The 15,310-nt window shown below is 69.0% G+C and carries 18 protein-coding genes and 1 pseudogene; 10 read left to right on the top strand and 9 right to left on the bottom strand.

Going from position 1 to position 15,310, the window contains the following annotated elements; all coding sequences use genetic code 11:
• The first annotated feature begins 61 nt into the window (after positions 1-61).
• Together IRT45_RS13550 and IRT45_RS13545 are read left to right on the top strand one after the other, a co-directional pair.
• The gene (locus IRT45_RS13550) at positions 62-685 is read left to right on the top strand and encodes a TetR/AcrR family transcriptional regulator (RefSeq protein WP_036509135.1); all 624 of its coding nucleotides are present in this window, start codon (positions 62-64) and stop codon (positions 683-685) included.
• A gap of 14 nt (positions 686-699) precedes the next feature.
• A complete protein-coding gene (locus IRT45_RS13545) occupies positions 700-1,188 on the top strand; it encodes a hypothetical protein (RefSeq protein WP_373282261.1) in 489 nt (162 codons plus the stop codon).
• On the opposite strand, the gene IRT45_RS13540 is transcribed toward IRT45_RS13545, so the two are convergent.
• Genes IRT45_RS13540 through IRT45_RS13525 form a run of 4 tightly spaced genes read right to left on the bottom strand, consistent with a single transcriptional unit; the run spans position 1,185 to position 5,276 of the window.
• Positions 1,185-2,162, bottom strand: a complete 978-nt coding sequence (locus IRT45_RS13540) for an NADPH:quinone oxidoreductase family protein (protein WP_194806202.1) — start codon at positions 2,160-2,162, stop codon at positions 1,185-1,187. The genes IRT45_RS13545 and IRT45_RS13540 overlap by 4 nt on opposite strands.
• A gap of 5 nt (positions 2,163-2,167) precedes the next feature.
• Entirely contained in the window at positions 2,168-2,965 is a 798-nt protein-coding gene (locus tag IRT45_RS13535; protein WP_194806201.1) for an enoyl-CoA hydratase-related protein, read from the bottom strand.
• Positions 2,962-3,948 carry a phosphotransferase family protein gene (locus IRT45_RS13530; RefSeq protein WP_194806292.1) on the bottom strand — a complete coding sequence of 329 codons (987 nt, stop codon included), beginning with the start codon at positions 3,946-3,948 and terminating at the stop codon, positions 2,962-2,964. The genes IRT45_RS13535 and IRT45_RS13530 overlap by 4 nt, the downstream gene beginning before the upstream one ends.
• Positions 3,949-3,974: 26 nt before the next feature.
• Positions 3,975-5,276, bottom strand: coding sequence for an acyl-CoA dehydrogenase family protein (locus tag IRT45_RS13525; protein ID WP_194806200.1), 1,302 nt, complete (start codon positions 5,274-5,276; stop codon positions 3,975-3,977).
• Between the two features lie 106 nt (positions 5,277-5,382).
• On the opposite strand from IRT45_RS13525, the gene IRT45_RS13520 reads away from it, so the two are divergent.
• The 3 genes from IRT45_RS13520 to IRT45_RS13510 are packed head-to-tail and all read left to right on the top strand — an operon-like array spanning position 5,383 to position 7,306.
• Positions 5,383-5,859 (top strand): VOC family protein, encoded by a 477-nt coding sequence (locus IRT45_RS13520; protein ID WP_194806199.1) that lies wholly within the window; start codon positions 5,383-5,385, stop codon positions 5,857-5,859.
• Positions 5,856-6,689, top strand: a complete 834-nt coding sequence (locus IRT45_RS13515) for an SDR family oxidoreductase (RefSeq protein WP_194806198.1) — start codon at positions 5,856-5,858, stop codon at positions 6,687-6,689. The genes IRT45_RS13520 and IRT45_RS13515 overlap by 4 nt, the downstream gene beginning before the upstream one ends.
• Positions 6,686-7,306: a TetR/AcrR family transcriptional regulator gene (locus tag IRT45_RS13510; protein WP_194806197.1), complete on the top strand. Its 621-nt coding sequence runs from the start codon at positions 6,686-6,688 to the stop codon at positions 7,304-7,306. Before IRT45_RS13515 ends, IRT45_RS13510 begins: the two co-directional genes overlap by 4 nt.
• Here IRT45_RS13510 and IRT45_RS13505 read toward each other — a convergent pair.
• Positions 7,266-8,144 (bottom strand): ATP-grasp domain-containing protein, encoded by an 879-nt coding sequence (locus IRT45_RS13505; protein WP_194806196.1) that lies wholly within the window; start codon positions 8,142-8,144, stop codon positions 7,266-7,268. The two genes, IRT45_RS13510 and IRT45_RS13505, sit on opposite strands and share 41 nt — an antisense overlap.
• Before the next feature lie 30 nt (positions 8,145-8,174).
• A complete protein-coding gene (locus IRT45_RS13500; protein WP_194806195.1) occupies positions 8,175-8,969 on the bottom strand; it encodes an acyl-CoA thioesterase domain-containing protein in 795 nt (264 codons plus the stop codon).
• Between the two features lie 133 nt (positions 8,970-9,102).
• Between IRT45_RS13500 and IRT45_RS13495 the strand changes: the two genes are divergently transcribed.
• Together IRT45_RS13495 and IRT45_RS13490 are read left to right on the top strand one after the other, a co-directional pair.
• The gene (locus IRT45_RS13495) at positions 9,103-9,708 is read left to right on the top strand and encodes a TetR family transcriptional regulator (protein WP_194806194.1); all 606 of its coding nucleotides are present in this window, start codon (positions 9,103-9,105) and stop codon (positions 9,706-9,708) included.
• A 67-nt stretch (positions 9,709-9,775) separates the two neighbouring features.
• The gene (locus IRT45_RS13490) at positions 9,776-9,922 is read left to right on the top strand and encodes a DUF1059 domain-containing protein (RefSeq protein WP_194806193.1); all 147 of its coding nucleotides are present in this window, start codon (positions 9,776-9,778) and stop codon (positions 9,920-9,922) included.
• On the opposite strand, the gene IRT45_RS13485 is transcribed toward IRT45_RS13490, so the two are convergent.
• On the bottom strand, positions 9,916-10,503 hold the full coding sequence (locus IRT45_RS13485) for an SDR family NAD(P)-dependent oxidoreductase (protein WP_228534313.1): 588 nt from the start codon (positions 10,501-10,503) through the stop codon (positions 9,916-9,918). The two genes, IRT45_RS13490 and IRT45_RS13485, sit on opposite strands and share 7 nt — an antisense overlap.
• Before the next feature lie 210 nt (positions 10,504-10,713).
• Between IRT45_RS13485 and IRT45_RS13480 the strand changes: the two genes are divergently transcribed.
• On the top strand, positions 10,714-12,270 hold the full coding sequence (locus tag IRT45_RS13480; RefSeq protein WP_228534299.1) for an acyl-CoA synthetase: 1,557 nt from the start codon (positions 10,714-10,716) through the stop codon (positions 12,268-12,270).
• On the opposite strand, the gene IRT45_RS38000 is transcribed toward IRT45_RS13480, so the two are convergent.
• Complete coding sequence (locus tag IRT45_RS38000) at positions 12,263-12,439, bottom strand: hypothetical protein (RefSeq protein WP_375540097.1); 177 nt, start codon at positions 12,437-12,439, stop codon at positions 12,263-12,265. The two genes, IRT45_RS13480 and IRT45_RS38000, sit on opposite strands and share 8 nt — an antisense overlap.
• Between IRT45_RS38000 and IRT45_RS37485 the strand changes: the two are divergent.
• Positions 12,420-13,336 (top strand): annotated as a pseudogene (locus IRT45_RS37485) (TIGR03617 family F420-dependent LLM class oxidoreductase). The gene IRT45_RS38000 and the pseudogene IRT45_RS37485 overlap by 20 nt on opposite strands.
• On the opposite strand, the gene IRT45_RS13470 reads toward IRT45_RS37485, so the two are convergent.
• Entirely contained in the window at positions 13,284-13,727 is a 444-nt protein-coding gene (locus IRT45_RS13470) for a MarR family winged helix-turn-helix transcriptional regulator (protein WP_194806192.1), read from the bottom strand. The pseudogene IRT45_RS37485 and the gene IRT45_RS13470 overlap by 53 nt on opposite strands.
• 127 nt (positions 13,728-13,854) lie before the next feature.
• Between IRT45_RS13470 and IRT45_RS13465 the strand changes: the two genes are divergently transcribed.
• Positions 13,855-15,294 carry an MFS transporter gene (locus tag IRT45_RS13465; RefSeq protein ID WP_194806191.1) on the top strand — a complete coding sequence of 480 codons (1,440 nt, stop codon included), beginning with the start codon at positions 13,855-13,857 and terminating at the stop codon, positions 15,292-15,294.
• Positions 15,295-15,310 lie beyond the last annotated feature (16 nt).

Genomic DNA, 15,310 nt, shown 5'->3' with positions numbered 1-15,310 from the left:
GTCACATGGGGCAAACCGACCTACTGTGTGTTCAGTAGGTTGCTTCGACCAAAGGAGTTCGGTGTCCGGTCAGCGACGGCCAGCCAACGTTCGGGCCTACGACACGCTGCTCGCCAAGGGGGAGGAGCGCAAACTGCGCATCCTCGCCGTGGCACAGCGGATGCTCGCCCGCAACGGGTGGCGGTCGACCACGCTCGCGCAGATCGCCCGGGAAGCCGGAGTCACCCCGGCCGGGTTGCTGCACCACTTCGAATCGAAGGATCAACTGCTGCACGCGGTCCTGGAGGCCCGCGACACCGACGACGAAATGCACGCGGATCTGGAAGGCGAACTGCCCGAACAGATCTCTGGAGTCGCCGATCGTTTCCACCGCGCACCCGATCTGATCGGCATGTACGCGGTGCTGCTGATCGAGAATCTGGAACCCGATGCGCCGCTGCACGATCGCCTGCTCGATCGCTACCGCGCGGCAACCGATCAGGTCGCCGAGAGTATCCGGCGCGGACAGCGCTGCGGGCGCTACAGCGCCGATGTGGACCCTGCCGTCAAGGCTGTGGAGATAGTCGCTTTTCTCAATGGAATGGAAACGTCATGGCTGCTCGATCCCTCGATTCCACTGACCAAGGTGTTCCAGGAGTACGCTCGGTCGCTCGAACGCGAGCTGACGCGCAGCGACGTCCATTGAGGTACCGGCTGGGTGTGGTGGCGCCGACGGTGACCGAAGTGGTGCGCTGCGCCGGCGGCTGGCTGTTCGATCGTGGGATGGCGGGCTGGGAGGTCACCGTCATCGTCGGCGATCCCACCCACGCCCGCGCGCTCGAGATTCTCGGCGCCGTCGTACTCGATATGGAGGATTCACTGTCCTCGCCCGTCCACGGCCCGCATCCGCATGCGGTGGCACTGGCCGGTGAGTTGTTCGAAACCGATCACCGCATCCGCTGCGGCGTCCTCGACACACTCGACCGTGGACTGTCCGAGGTCACGCTGCTCGGCGAGTTCTGTCCCAGTGAACTCGACTGCCGGGTGGATACGGTGCAGCACCGATTGAGTGTCGCCGCACGGGCTTTCAAGCGTCAGGCCCTCGCCGCCGCGGGGATACCGGCCACCGCGGTGGCTCCGCTGGAGACGTTCCGCAGCGGAGCGCCGGTGTGGGCGCCGCCGGTGGATCTGGTGCCGGTGGCCGGTTAACCGCCCGCCCCGTCGTCCATATCGATGACGACCTTTCCGACCGCGTGCCCGTCGGCGACCAGCCGGAGGGCCGCGGCGGAGTCGGACAGCGGGAAGCGGGCGCCGATATGCGGGCGCAGGCCGTCGGTCAGCAGCCGCCCGAGTTCGCGCTCGTTGCGGTCGAATTCGGCCCGGTCGATATCCTTGAACTGGAATCCCAGTACGTGAATCCCCTTGACCAGCACCAGATTCAAGGGGATGTGGGGAACCGTGCCCGAGGCGTAGCCGACCGTGACGAAACGCCCGCCGCGGCGCACCGACCGCAGCGCAGGTTCGCTGAGCGCCCCGCCGACCGGGTCGACGACCGCGTCGGCTCCGTCGGGTAGCGCGGCACGCAGTGCGTGGCGCAACTCGCCGTCGCGGTGGTCGATGAGACGCGTGGCCCCCAGGGAGGCCGCGACCTCGAGTTTGGCGGGAGAGGAGGCCACCGCGGTCACCGACAGCCCGAGCCGCGCACCGACTGCCACCGCCGCCGACCCGACACCGCCCCCGGCACCGAGCACGATCAGCTCCGCGCCCGCCGACACCCGCGCCACCGACCGAATGCAGTGGTAGGCAGTGCGATACGTGACACCGAAGGCCGCCGCGGCGGCCGCGTCGACACCGTCCGGAATCGGTGCGAGCTTGGTGGCGGGGACCACGACCTGTTCGGCGAACGCGCCGTACAGGCCGGTGCCGCGAACCCGGTCGCCGATCGCGACCTCTGCGCATCCGGGCCCGAGCGCGACGACCTCGCCGGCGAATTCGCTCCCGGGCACGAACGGTGGGGGCACGCTGATCTGATATTCGTTCGCGACGAGCAGCACATCGGGATAGTTGACCGCCGCGGCGTGCACCCGCACCCGGACCGCACCGGTGCCCGGTTCGGGCACCGGCCGCTTGTCGATGCGCACCACCTCCGGTGGCCCGTACTCCGGGCACACCGCTGCCCGCATCCGGCTCACTTGCCCTGCCAGCGGGGTGTGCGCCGTTCCAGGAATGCGCGGGCGCCCTCGGCGGCGTCGGCGCTGGTGAAAACCGCGTGCTGCCAATGCTTCAGGCGTTCGGTGGCCGCGGCGTCGTCGGTAACCGCCATGCGGGCGAGTTCCTTGGAGGCCGCCAAGCCGAGCGGGGCATTGGCGGCGACGGTGGTCGCCAGGGCAACCGCGGTGTCGAGAACGTCCGCCGGTGCGGCCACCGCGTTCACCAGACCGATCCGCTCGGCGCGCTCGGCATCGATGAGCTGTCCGGTCAGCAGCAATTCGAGGGCGATGCCGAGGGGAACGCGGGTGCCGATACCGGTGCCACCGGCCGCGGCGAAGAGTCCGCGCTTCACCTCGGGGAGTCCGAACTTCGCCGCCGAGGAGGCCACGATCATGTCACAGCCCATGAGCAGTTCCAGGCCACCGCCCACCGCGGTGGCATTGGCGGCGCCGATGACCGGAACCGGCGTGCGGCCCGAGGCCATGCGGGCGTAGGCCTCGAGAGCGCTGCGCTCCTCGGGTGACTCCGCGTGTTTCCCGGAGCCGTCGGAGAATTCGCGCAGATCCATCCCGGCACAGAACGCGCGGTCGCCGGTGCCGGTGAGCACCAGTGCGCGGATCTCCGGATCGGTTTCGGCGGTCAGCACCGCCGCGCCGATACCGCGTAAAACGGTGCCGTTGAGCGCGTTTCGCGCATCCGGGCGGTTGATCCGGGCGATCAGCACCGCATCGCGGCGCTCGACGACGACCTGGTCGGTGGATTCGGTGGTGCTCATCGGTACTCCGTGCTCTCGGCGAGGTCGGCCGCCTCGCGCATCAACTTCGGCACGATCGGGCCGAAGGACTGCAACTTGACATCGTCTCCGGCGCGCTGGAATCCGCGTTCCAGCACGATGGCCAGCTTCCATTTCGCCAGGATCAGATAGTAGTCCAGGTCGTCGACCTGCCGGCCGGACACGTCCGCGTAGTGCGCGACCAGCTGGTCTCGCGACGGCATGCCGCGCAGATCCACATAGCTCACCCCGGCGGCCTCCGGGGAGGAAGTGTCGTCCGGCCAGCTCTGCACCATCCAGGCGAGATCCAGTTTCGGGTCACCGACCGTTCCCATCTCCCAGTCGACCAGTGCCGCCAGCCGAGCGGGCGCGCCGTGTTCGAACATGACGTTGGCGAACTGGTAGTCACCGTGCATGAGGCCCGGGATGTAGTCGAGGGGCCGGTGTGCGCGCAGCCATGCGGTGGCCTCGGCCATCCCGTCGAGGTCGCGGCCGCGGTGGCGGGCGAAGAAGTCGGTCCAGCGCTGGACCTGCCGTTCGTGGAATCCGTCGGGCCGGCCCAGATCCTGTAATCCCTTGGCGCGCCAGTCGACTCGCGACAGCAGCGCGATACCTTCGGCGAGCTGGTAGGCCAGGCCGGCCCGGGCCTCGAGATCGGTATCGAACGGCGCGGGCCAGCGTTTGCTGTCCATCGGCGACCAGCCGTCCACATAGCCCATCAGATAGAAGGTGCGGCCCAGGACGGAATGGTCGGTGCAGACCGCGACGGCGCGCGTGTGCGGGACGTCGGTGCCCTCGAGAGCGGCGGTGATCCGCCACTCCCGCGCGATCCCGGCGTCGCGTTCGGGAGGTGCGCCGGCGGGCGGGATACGCAGGACGCAACGGTATTCGCCGCGGCTGATCAGGTAGATCTCGTTCTGGGTGCCGCCGGAGAGGAACCGGGCCTGTGCCGGTTCGCCACGGCCGGGCAGGTCGCGGGCGTCCATCCACTCCGCGAGGCGGGCGGTGTCGATCACAGGTTACCTACTTCGTGTTCGAGATGGTCGGCGAATTTCGCGCGGGCGGCGTCGAGCTTCTTCGGGATCCACTGGCTGGGCCACAGATCCTCGCTCGGCCGGTAGTCGCGCAGGACCTGTTTGGCGACGGTGCCCTTGTGCACCTCGGTCGGCCCGTCGGCCAGGCCCAGCACGCCGGCGCCGTGGATCATCGTGAAGAAGGGCATCTCGTTGGTGACCCCGAGCGCACCGTGCACCTGCATCGCGCGCCAGGCGATGTCGTGCAGCACGGTCGGCATCACGACCTTCACCGCGGCGATGTCCTTGCGCACCTTGCGGTAGTCGTTGTATTTGTCGATCTCCCAGGCGGTGTAGAGCACGAACAGCCGGAATTGCTGCAGCTGGGCGTAGGAATCGGCGATATAGCCCTGCACGAACTGCTTGTCCGACAACCGGCTGCCCGCGGTTTCGCGGCTCAGCGCCCGCTCGCACATCATGTCCAAGGCGCTGCGAGCCAGTCCGATGGTGCGCATGGCGTGATGGATGCGCCCGCCGCCGAGCCGGGTCTGTGCGATGGCGAACGCCTGGCCGGCGCCGCCGAGCAGTGCCGAATCCGGAACGCGCACCTTGTCGTAGTGGATCAGCGCGTGCGCGCCGCCGTCGAGCGGTTCACCGTAGAGTCCGACATTGCGTTCGATGCGCACGCCGGGGGTGTCGGTCGGTACCAGGAACATCGACATGCCTTGATAGGCACTGACATTCGGATCGGTCACCACCATGACGATGAGGAAGGCCGCGGTGGCCGCGTTGGAGGAGAAGAATTTCCGGCCGTCGATGATCCAGTCGTCACCGTCGCGCACCGCGGAGGTGGTGAACCGGGTCGGGTCGGCGCCGGCCTGCGGTTCGGTCATCGAATAGCTGGAGAACAGCTCACCCTCGAGCAGCGGTCGCAGATAGCGCCGTTTCTGCTCCTCGGTGCCGAAATGCGCGATGATCTCGGCGTTGCCGGTATCGGGAGCCTGGCATCCGAAGATCACCGGCGCCCACGACGATCGGCCCAGGATCTCGTTCAGCAGCGCCAGTTTCAGCTGCCCGTAGCCCTGTCCGCCCAGTTCGGGCCCCAGATGGGTGGCCCACAACCCTTGGTCGCGCACCTGCTGTTTGAGCGGATCGAGCACGGCGCGGCGGGCCGGGTCCGGTGGCACGAACTGCTCGTGCGGCCAGATCAGGTCGAGCGGTTCGACCTCCTCGCGGACGAACGCATCGGCCCAGTCCAGCTTCTGCTGGAACTGCGGATCGGTCTCGAAATCCCACGCCATTGCGCCTCCTCCCATTCGATGGAAATATAATTCTCGTGACGAAGAATAGCATTCTTGATCGAGCTGACGGGATTCTGGCCGACGGGATTCCGCAGAGGCGCGGCGTATGAGGGCCGGCGACCAGTTCCACATCGGTATCGTCGCCGCGGATATGGCGGCCACGACCGCGGCGCTGTCGCGGGTGCTGGGCTACGAGTGGGGAATCGAGACGGGCGGACCGCTCACTGTGGTGTCGCCGTCCGGCGAGCAGGCCGTCGACATCCGCTGCGTCTACTCCACGACCGTCCCGCGGGTGGAGGTGATCCGGGCGGTGGCGGGCACGCTGTGGGAGCCGGTGTCCGGCAGCGGCATTCACCATCTCGGCTACTGGTCCGACGACGTGCCCGCCGATATCGCGGAACTCGAGGACACCGGGTACACGGTGGAGGCGGTGCGGCCGGGCCCCGGCGGTGTCCCGCTGTTCGCCTTCTTGACCGGGCCGACGGGATTCCGCATCGAATTGCTGAGTCGCGCAGCCGAATCCGCCCTCGCCCGCTGCTGGGCACCGGGCCACGAACGACGGAACGAAGGTGATCGCGGATGACCACGGTTGGGCTGGTGACCGGTGCGGGACGTGGGATGGGATCCGAATGCGCCCGCGCCCTGGCGGATCGGGTCGATGTGCTGGTGCTCGCCGATCGCGACGAGGCGGGTGCGACCGCGGCCGCGGAGCAGCTGACATCCGATGGCGCCCGGGCCGAGGCCTTCGTGGTCGACGTCGCCGATCGCGAACGAGTCTCGGAACTGGCGACATACCTCGCCGAACGCGGCGAAGTGCGGGCGGTGGCTCATGCGGCGGGGATTTCGCCCACGATGGCGGACTGGCGGCGCATCTTCGTCGTCGACCTGATCGGCACCGCTCATCTGCTCGACGCGGTGCGGCCACTGGCCGTCCCGGGCACCGCGGCGGTGGTGTTCGCGTCGATGGCGCCGCTGCTGGACCCGAATCCACCGGATCCCGCCGCCCTCGCCGTGCTCGACGATCCGCTGCACGAGGATTTCCTCGACCGCATCCGCGACGCCGTGGGCCCGGCGCTGGAGCATCCGGGCATCGCCTACGGGTGGGCCAAACGCGGTGTGCAGCGGCTGGTCTGGCGGGAGGCGGTGCGGCTGGGGCCCGCGGGAGCGCGGATCTGCTCGGTCTCGCCCGGCATCATCGACACTCCGCAGGGCCGCCAGGAAGCGGCCGAACACGCCACCATGCGGCAGCTGGTCGAGCGCACGCCGCTGCGCCGCGAAGGACGTCCGGAAGAGGTCGCGGCCGTGGTGGCGTTCGCGCTCTCCGATGCGGCGAGCTTCCTCAACGGCACCGATCTCGTCGTCGACGGCGGCGTGACGGCGGCGCTGCGGGCCGGGCCGGACAGCCGACGATGAACGACGACGTCGCGGCCCGGATCGCGCAGCGGGCCCTGGCCGAACGCGGCGCCGCCTACACCGCGGAGGTCCGGCGGTTGCTGAATGCCGGGCTGGTGGTGATGCGGCGCTGCGGAACCGAGTCACGTCCGCGCGTCGCCGATATCGTCGCCGTCGCCGGGCTGTCCAACGATGCCTTCTACCGGCATTTCGCCTCCAAGGACGCGCTCGTCGCCGCCCTCCTCGAGGACGGAACCGCCCGGCTGCTGGACTATCTGGAGCATCGGATGGGCAAGCGGTCCACACCCGGGGAGGCGGTGCGCGAATGGGTGGACGGCGTGCTGTCCCAGGGTGCCGGTGAGGTCGCCGCGACCACCCGGGCGGTGATGTGGAATGCCGGCGGTCTGGCGCAGGGATTGGTGACCGGACCGCCGGAGGCCAGTACCCGGCTCGCCGAGCTGCTGCGCGCGCCGTTCGCCGAATTGGGCTGCGAACAACCGGATGTCGGCGCGGCGCTGGCCGCGCACGCGGTGGTCGGCCGCCTCGCCGAACTGCTGTGGCGGCGAGCCGAACCGACCGCGGCGGACATGCGGCGGGTTACCGAGTTCTGTCTTCGCGCGGCGCGGCCGGGCCGCTGAGATGCGCGAGCGCGGCCAGTAACCGGTGTGGTGCGAGGGTGCCCGGTCGATCGCTGACCTGCCCGTCACCGATCTCCAGGACCCGCCACGCACCGTCGGATCGCAGTGCGAAATCGACTGTGACGAAACGGCATCCGATGTCGCGGACCAGCGGTTCGATTGGACCGAGATCGAGTTCGGGTGCCGGCACCCGGTCCGGGGTGTCGGGATGCGGGCCGGCCAGTCGGCAGCTGCCGTCGACCCACCAGGTGCGCACCTCCTCGGCGGCGAGATCCTCGCAGCGGCGCAGTACGAAGCCGCCGGTCAGGTCGGGCCCGCGGAGCTCGCACAGACGCTGTGCGACCCGCCAGGCCGCCTCGGTGTCGGCGAGGTCCGGGATGTACATCGCCTCGTGCCAGTGGTGCTTCATCGATTTGGTGTAGTCGCGCACGACGGCGGGGCCGGATCCCAGATGGCTTCGCGCAAGGTCGAATTCGTCGCGGCTGACACCGCGGGTCCAGGTCGATTCGGGAGTGTGCCGGGCGAAGACGTCGTACCAGCCGGGAAATTCGTGAGCTCGCCGGTAGTGCCGGGCATCGGTGCACAATGTGACGCCTCGCGCGCGCAGTGCGTCCTCGAAGGCGGCGTACTGTTCGCTGCGCATCATCCAGCCCCGGTAGATCGCGGGCCCATCGCCGCGCACCCGCCGCACCGCCGCAGCTGCATCGTCGCGAATGAGGGCGTCGTGATCGACCAGTTCCACCTGCATTCCACTCGCCCGCGCGGCCTCGGCATCGGCGGCGAAGTGGGCGTCGGCGCTGCCGGAGCGCAGAACGTCTGCGGGAACCAACACGATCATCGGGTCATCCTCGCATGAGAGCACACGCTCTCAGACCCTCGTCTCGGCCATATCCACCTGGCGGGCGGCGTTGGCCAGTGCGGTGACGACGCAGGTGCCGATCCGGCCGGCCCGGTCGTAGAGGGTGGCGGTGCCGACCGCGATGCCGTCGGCCGACATGTGGTCCTGGGCATGCAATCCCAGCTCCCGCCCCTCGGGGAGCCTGGCCAGGGTGAGGGTCACGTCGCTGTTGATGTAGCCGACGCCCTCGGTGCCCCAGTGGCAGATCAGGTTGGTGGTGTCGGCCAGGAACGCCGCGCGCTGGAACGGCGTGATCGGCTCGCCCTCGACCAGCGGCGGCAGATTCTGCCAGACCGACTTGCGTTCGCCGTTCTGCGCGGCGGCGAAGTCACCGGACCAGTCGCCGTCACCGCATTTGAACACCGGTGGCTGACCGGTGGGCGCGTCCAGCCGCCGGTCGGGCACCGGCAAAGTCTGCTCGGCCTGCCAGATCCGGCCCGGAGGTTGCCGCGCGACGGCCAGATACATCACCGACGCCCGCACCCGCACCTCGTCGTTCTGGGTGATCCACGCATCGGCGACCCGCACCCGGGTGCCGGACCGCACCACCGCACTGTGCACCGTGATCGGTTCGTTCCGCACCGGGCGGAACAGATCGGCGGTGAGGCGGGCGGGAACGAAACCCGATCCTGGGCAATGGGTTTCCAATTCTCGCGCCAGCAGACCGCAGATCGCGGGTCCGGCTACGTGATCGGGCGACCATTTGCTCACCGCGAAGTCGCCCGCGACGAATCCCCGTTCGTCGCGGCTGAAGAATGCCATCATCGCCTCGGCCCTTCCGTTCCCGGCCCACCCGAATTAGAACACGTTATAGGACAGTATCCGGAGGGTGTCCACCGGTTCGCGCGTTGCCGCCGGCAGCCGAATGTCAGCAACTGTCGTCACCTAGGATCGGATCATGAGCCGATGGGAACCCAATGCGCGCGGCCGGCTGTCGGAGGCGGCCCTCGAGCTGTACACCGAGCGTGGGTTCGACGAGACCACGGTGGCCGAGATCGCGGAACGGGCGGGCCTCACCGAACGCACCTTCTTCCGGCATTTCGCCGATAAGCGGGAGGTGCTCTTCGGCGGGCAGGACCTGCTGAGCAGCGCGATCACCGAAGCGGTGGCCGCCGCGCCAGCCGATGCGGACCCGATGGCGACGGCGATCGCGGCGATCCAGGCGGCCGGTGCGCAGATCCCCGCTCTGCCGGCGTGGCAGCGGCAGCGGCGGGCGGTGATCGCGGCCAATCCCGGACTCCAGGAGCGTGAACTCCGGAAAATGGCCGTCCTGGGTGGTGAACTCGCCGACGCGCTGCGGACCGCAGGCGCTTCGGAGGCCGTCGCGACCCTGTGCGCCCGGGTCGCGGTGACCGTCTTCGGCATCGCCTTCGACCGGTGGCTCGACGGTTCCTCCACGCGCGAATTGTCACACGTTACAGCCGAGGTATACGCCGAGCTCAGGGCCGCCGTCAGCGCCGGAGGGGTGGTCCCGGACGGGGAACGGGCGGGTGACCCGGGGTGACGAGCGGCACAGAATGTGCCTAAGGTGACGGGGAACGACATTCCAGCCCGACCGATGGAGAACCACGTTGAAGACCAGACTGGGCTGCCCCTGCGGTGAACAGATCGTCGGCATCGACGAAGACGACCTCGTCGAGAAGACGCAGAAGCATCTGGCCGAGAACCACCCCGGCCACGACTACTCGCGCGACGAAATCCTCTTCCTCGCCTACTGATCGTCCGTATCGGCGGCCAGATAGCGCATCGGCGCGTAGTTCGCCCAGCCGGTCTCCGGCCAGTTGAACCAGCCCGCCGAGGCGCCGGTCCCACCGTCGGGATGCAGGGTCGTTCCCGTCAGATAGGCCGACAACGCCGAGGCGAGGAACACCACGCACCCCGAGACGTCGCCGACCTCACCGGGCCGGCCCAGCGGAATGGCGACCCGCCGCCCGCGTGGATCGGTCATCGCCGCATCCCCGTGCGGCATCCGGCGCGGATTCGGGGTCGGCACATAGTCCGGCGCCACATTGTTGACGCGAATGCCGTCGGGGACGAGCTCGACCGCGAGCGTGCGGGCGAACTGTTCGACCGCGGCCTTCGCCGCCGAGTACACCGCGAAACCCGGTGCCGCCCGGTGTGCCTCGATCGTGGTGAGGTTGACGATGCTGCCGCCGCGGCCACCCGCCCGGATTCGCGGGACGGCCAGCGCGCACGCGTGCAGCACATGAGTGAGATTGCCGCGCAGCAGTGCGTCCCAGCCCTTGGGCCGGGTGTCGGTGAACGCGGCGCGGAAGGTGCCCCCGACGACGTTGACCAGAATGTCGAGCCGGCCCCACCGCGCCGTGGAATCCGCACCGCTCGGCGGTGATCGCGACCTCGCGCAGCGGGCCGGCGTCGAGGACGTCGCCGTCGGGTCCGCCGGTCCGGATAGTGGAAGATGAAACGCAGGCTAACCTCTCGCGAGTAGCATTCTCGCAAAGCGTGAATTCAATTCTTCGCATGCTGTGGACGGTACGGGAGACTGCCGATGAATGCCGCACCGATGACTCCGGGCCGGTACGCCGAACGCTGCCCCGATCGGCCCGCTATCGTGATGGGCGACAGCGGCGAGACGGTGACCTACGCACAGCTGGAACAGCGGTCGCGCGCCGGTGCGCAGGCCCTGCGCCGCCGCGGTCTCGCGGTCGGCGGCCATCTCGCGATTCTGGCCGAGAATACCCGCTCATTTCTCGAAATCGCTTGGGCCGCACAGCGTTGCGGGCTGTATTACACGGCGATCAACCGGCATCTGCGCGCGGGCGAGGTGCAGCACATCCTCGACGACTGCGGCGCGATCGCACTGGTGACCACGGCGGCGCAGGCCGAGGTGGTGGCCGGGCTGGATCTGCGCCGGATCGCGGTGAAGATTTGCGCCGCAGGCGATCTGGACGGTTTCGAACGCTACGACGACCTGCTCGCCGCCGAATCCGGTGACCGGCTGCCGGACGAATGCGAGGGCCGGGAGATGCTGTATTCCGGCGGCACCACCGGACGCCCGAAGGGAGTGCGCAAACCGCTGCCCGCGACGCCGCTGGGCGATCCGCAGGCTCCGCCCGTGCAGATCGCGCGCGGTCTGCTCGCCGCGGGCGCTCGCCAGGACGCGGTCTACCTCTCGCCCGCCCCGCTGTATCACGCCGCACCGCTGGTGTTCGCGATGTCGTGGCAGCGCCTCGGCGCCACCGTGGTGGTGATGGAACGGTTCGATCCGCGCCGCTGCCTGGAACTGATCGAACGCCACCGAGTCACCCACACCCAGATGGTGCCGACGATGTTCGTGCGGATGCTGCGGCTACCCGAGGCCGAACGGCGGCGGTACGACATGTCGAGCCTGGTCGATGTGGTGCATTCCGCGGCACCCTGCCCCGTGCCGGTCAAGCGGCAGATGATCGACTGGCTGGGCCCGATCGTCAACGAGTACTACTCGGGCACCGAGGACATCGGCAATACCTACATCGGCGCGCAGGATTGGCTGACTCATCCGGGATCGGTCGGCCGCCCGGCGCAGCCCTGTCATATCGTCGGGGCGGACGGGCAACCGGTGGCGGTGGGTGAGACCGGGGTCGTGTATTTCGAGGGCGGGCGGCCGTTCGACTATCACAACGATCCCGAGCGCACGGCCGCCGCGACCGGACCGAACGGATGGCGCACCCTCGGTGATATCGGCCGTCTCGACGAGGACGGCTTCCTGTATCTGACCGACCGGCTCTCACACATGATCGTCTCCGGCGGCGTGAACATCTACCCGCAGGAGGCCGAGAACGTGCTCGCCGCCCACCCCGCGGTGCTCGACGTCGCCGTGATCGGCGTACCCGACCCGGAGATGGGAGAGGCGGTGAAAGCCGTGGTGCAGCCGGTGGATTCGGCCTCCGCGGGCCCGGCGCTGGCTGCCGAGCTGATCGCCCGGTGCCACGCCGAACTCGCCGGGTACAAGTGCCCGCGGAGCGTGGACTTCACCACCGAGCTGCCCCGGGACCCGAACGGCAAACTGTACAAACGACTACTGCGGCAACGCTATTGGGCCGGCCACGAAAGCCGGGTCATCTGAGCCGTCCGCGCATCTGCTCGCGGCCTCGTTCGATCACCCGCGCCCCGTACTCGGCCATGCGGGTGGTGCCGGGCGACCAGGCGACGAGAAAGGTGCACTGCAGCGCCAGTTCCAGCCCGCCCGCGACACGTGCGCCGTTGATCGCGCCGATGACCGGAATGTCGACCACCGGCAGGAATCGGAACAGGCCGTCGGGTCCGCGCCCGGGGCCCGATCCGGGGGAGCGGCCGGACTCGGACCCACGCTTCTCCGGCGGACGCCTGCACCTGGGCCTCGGTTCGCAGGCGCGCGCGCATATCGAGCGCCGCTTCGTGATGCCGGCCGATCGTCCGGCCGCGCGGATGCGTGAATACGTCCACGCCCTGCGGGCGGTCTGGGCGCACTGGCACGAGGGAGCGGAGCTGGCATTCGAGGGTGAATTCACCCGCCATACCCTGATGCCGCGCGACTTCGTACCGCCCGCACACGAATTCGGCCCGCCGCCGATTCTGCTCGCGGGTGTCGGCCCGGCCATGACTCGGGTCGCGGCCGAGGTCGCCGACGGATTCCTCTGTCACGGTTTCACCACCGCCCGCTGGATCCGAGAACGCACGTTGCCCGCGCTCGGCGCCGCCGCGACACGGGACTCGAGGTCGTCGCCACACCTTTCGTCGTCACGGGCACCGACGAGCGGATCGAACGCGGTATCGCGACGCTGCGGCGCCGGCTGGCCTTCTACGCCTCCACGCCGGCCTACCGTGCGCTGTTCGATCTGCACGGGTGGGGCGCGGTGAACGCGGAACTGACCGCACTGTCGAAAGCCGGACGCTGGGATCGGATGGCGGAGTCGATCACCGACGATATGGTCGACGCCTTCGCTGTCGTCGCCGCGGTGCACGAGCTGCCGCGCCGGCCGGCGGACCGCTTCGGTGGCCTGCTCACGCGACTGTCGTTCGCACCGCCGCGCGATATGCCGGACGACGAGATGGCCGATCTGGTCCGGCGAATCCGGCAGGCCTGTGCCGATGTCCGGATCAGTCCGGGCGCGGCCACGGCCGGCCGTCGAGACGCTCGATATCGGTGTTGAGCCGGCGCAGATAGATCGCGAATTCCGCGACATCGGCGGCGGGCCAGGTGTGCAGCACGCGGTCCAGGCTCGCGACCGTCGCGGACACGGTCTCTTCCAGCCGGCGGGCGCCGGCCTCGGTGACCCGGAACTTGCGAGCCAGACCGCCGTCCGGATCGGCGATGCGGTCCACCAGCCCGGCGCGCACCAACGCCGCCGTCTGCCGGTTGAGGGTGGATGTGTCGAGGCCGAAGGCGGCGCTGAGCTGTCCGATCGACATCGGCCCCTGCATCGTCAGCCGGCTCAGCAGGACGTAGGCGCTGCGCTCGAGACCGCACCGATCGCGCCGGATCATCTGATAGCGGCTGAGCAGCATGGTTTCGAATTCGACTGCGGCGACGGGTCGTTCCATATCGCCCTCCTCTCGTGCGCGACCGAGACCGGCATCACAGGCCGCGCGGGTGACCGGCTCCTGAATGTGCATGATACATTGTGTGTGCATAATACATATCGCAGAGGTGGAAAAGGGAGATGTGGACATGACCAAGCCGGACGCCGACCGGTCGAGCTCGATCGTCGGGGTGCTGGCATTCGCCGGAATCATCGCCTCGGTCATGCAGACCCTCGTGATTCCGTTGATCGCGCAGTTCCCGCAGTTGCTGCATACGACACCGTCGAATGCCTCGTGGATCGTGACCTCGACGCTGCTGGTCGCGGCGGTGACCACCCCGGTGGCCGGCCGCCTCGGCGATCTCTACGGCAAGCGCCGCATCCTGTTGCTGTCCACGATTCCGCTGATCGCCGGTTCGATCGTGTGTGCGCTGTCGGCCTCGGTGCTGCCGATGATCATCGGGCGCGGCCTGCAGGGTATGGGCGTGGGCATCATTCCGCTCGGAATCAGCGTGATGCGCGACGTGCTGCCCGCCGAGAAGCTGGGCTCGGCGGTCGCGTTGCTGAGTGCCTCGCTGGGAATCGGTGGCGCCCTGGGCCTTCCGCTGTCGGCTGCGGTCGCCGAACATTCGAACTGGCGGGTGCTGTTCTGGGGCGCCGCGGTGCTGAGCGCGCTGATCGCCGCCGCGGTGTGGGTGGCGGTGCCGGAGTCCGCGGTGCGTGGCAGCGGTGGGTTCGACTACGCCGGAGCGGTCGGACTCGGCGCCGGTCTCGTGGCGTTACTGCTCGCGGTGTCCAAGGGCGGGACCTGGGGCTGGGGGAGTGCCACCACCGTGGGACTGTTCGTGGCCGCGGCGGTGGTGTTGCTGATCTGGGGCTGGTGGGAATTGCGAATCAACGATCCGCTGGTCGACCTGCGGGTCACCGCCCGGCCGCCGGTGCTGCTCACCAACGCCGCCTCGGTGGTGATCGGTATCGCGATGTACTCGTCGTCGCTGATCGTGCCGCAGCTGCTGCAGTTGCCGACCGAAACCGGGTACGGGCTCGGACAATCCATGATGGCGATGGGTCTGTGGATGGCCCCCTCCGGCCTGATGATGATGGCGATCTCGCCGTTGGGCGCCCGGCTCTCGGCGGCCCGCGGGCCCAAGGTCACGCTCACCGCCGGTGCGCTGGTGATCGCGGCCGGATACGGCCTCACCACGGCCCTGATGGGTTCGACCTGGGGTCTGCTGGTGGCGATCTGCGTGATCAACGGCGGCGTCGGGCTGGCCTACGGTGCGATGCCCGCGCTGATCATGTCGTCGGTGCCGCTGTCGGAAACCGCATCCGCCAACAGTTTCAACACCCTCATGCGATCGATCGGTACCTCGGTGTCGGCCGCGGTGATCGGTGTGGTGCTGGCCCAGATGAGTATGGACTTCCACGGCCACAGTGTGCCGACGGAGGGTGGTTTCCGGACCGGTCTGTTCATCGGTTGCGGGGTCGCGGTGCTGGCCGCGGCACTGGCGTCGCTCATCCCGATGCGGCGCCCGAACGCGCCCGCCACCGCCACCGAGGTCGCCGAACCGGTCGCGACACGGGCCTGAGACGCTGGTCGGCCGG

Origin of the sequence: Nocardia sp. BSTN01 (assembly GCF_015354405.1) — a bacterium.
Classification (GTDB): Bacteria; Actinomycetota; Actinomycetes; order Mycobacteriales; family Mycobacteriaceae; genus Nocardia.
This window is presented reverse-complemented; position numbering and strand designations above follow the sequence as displayed.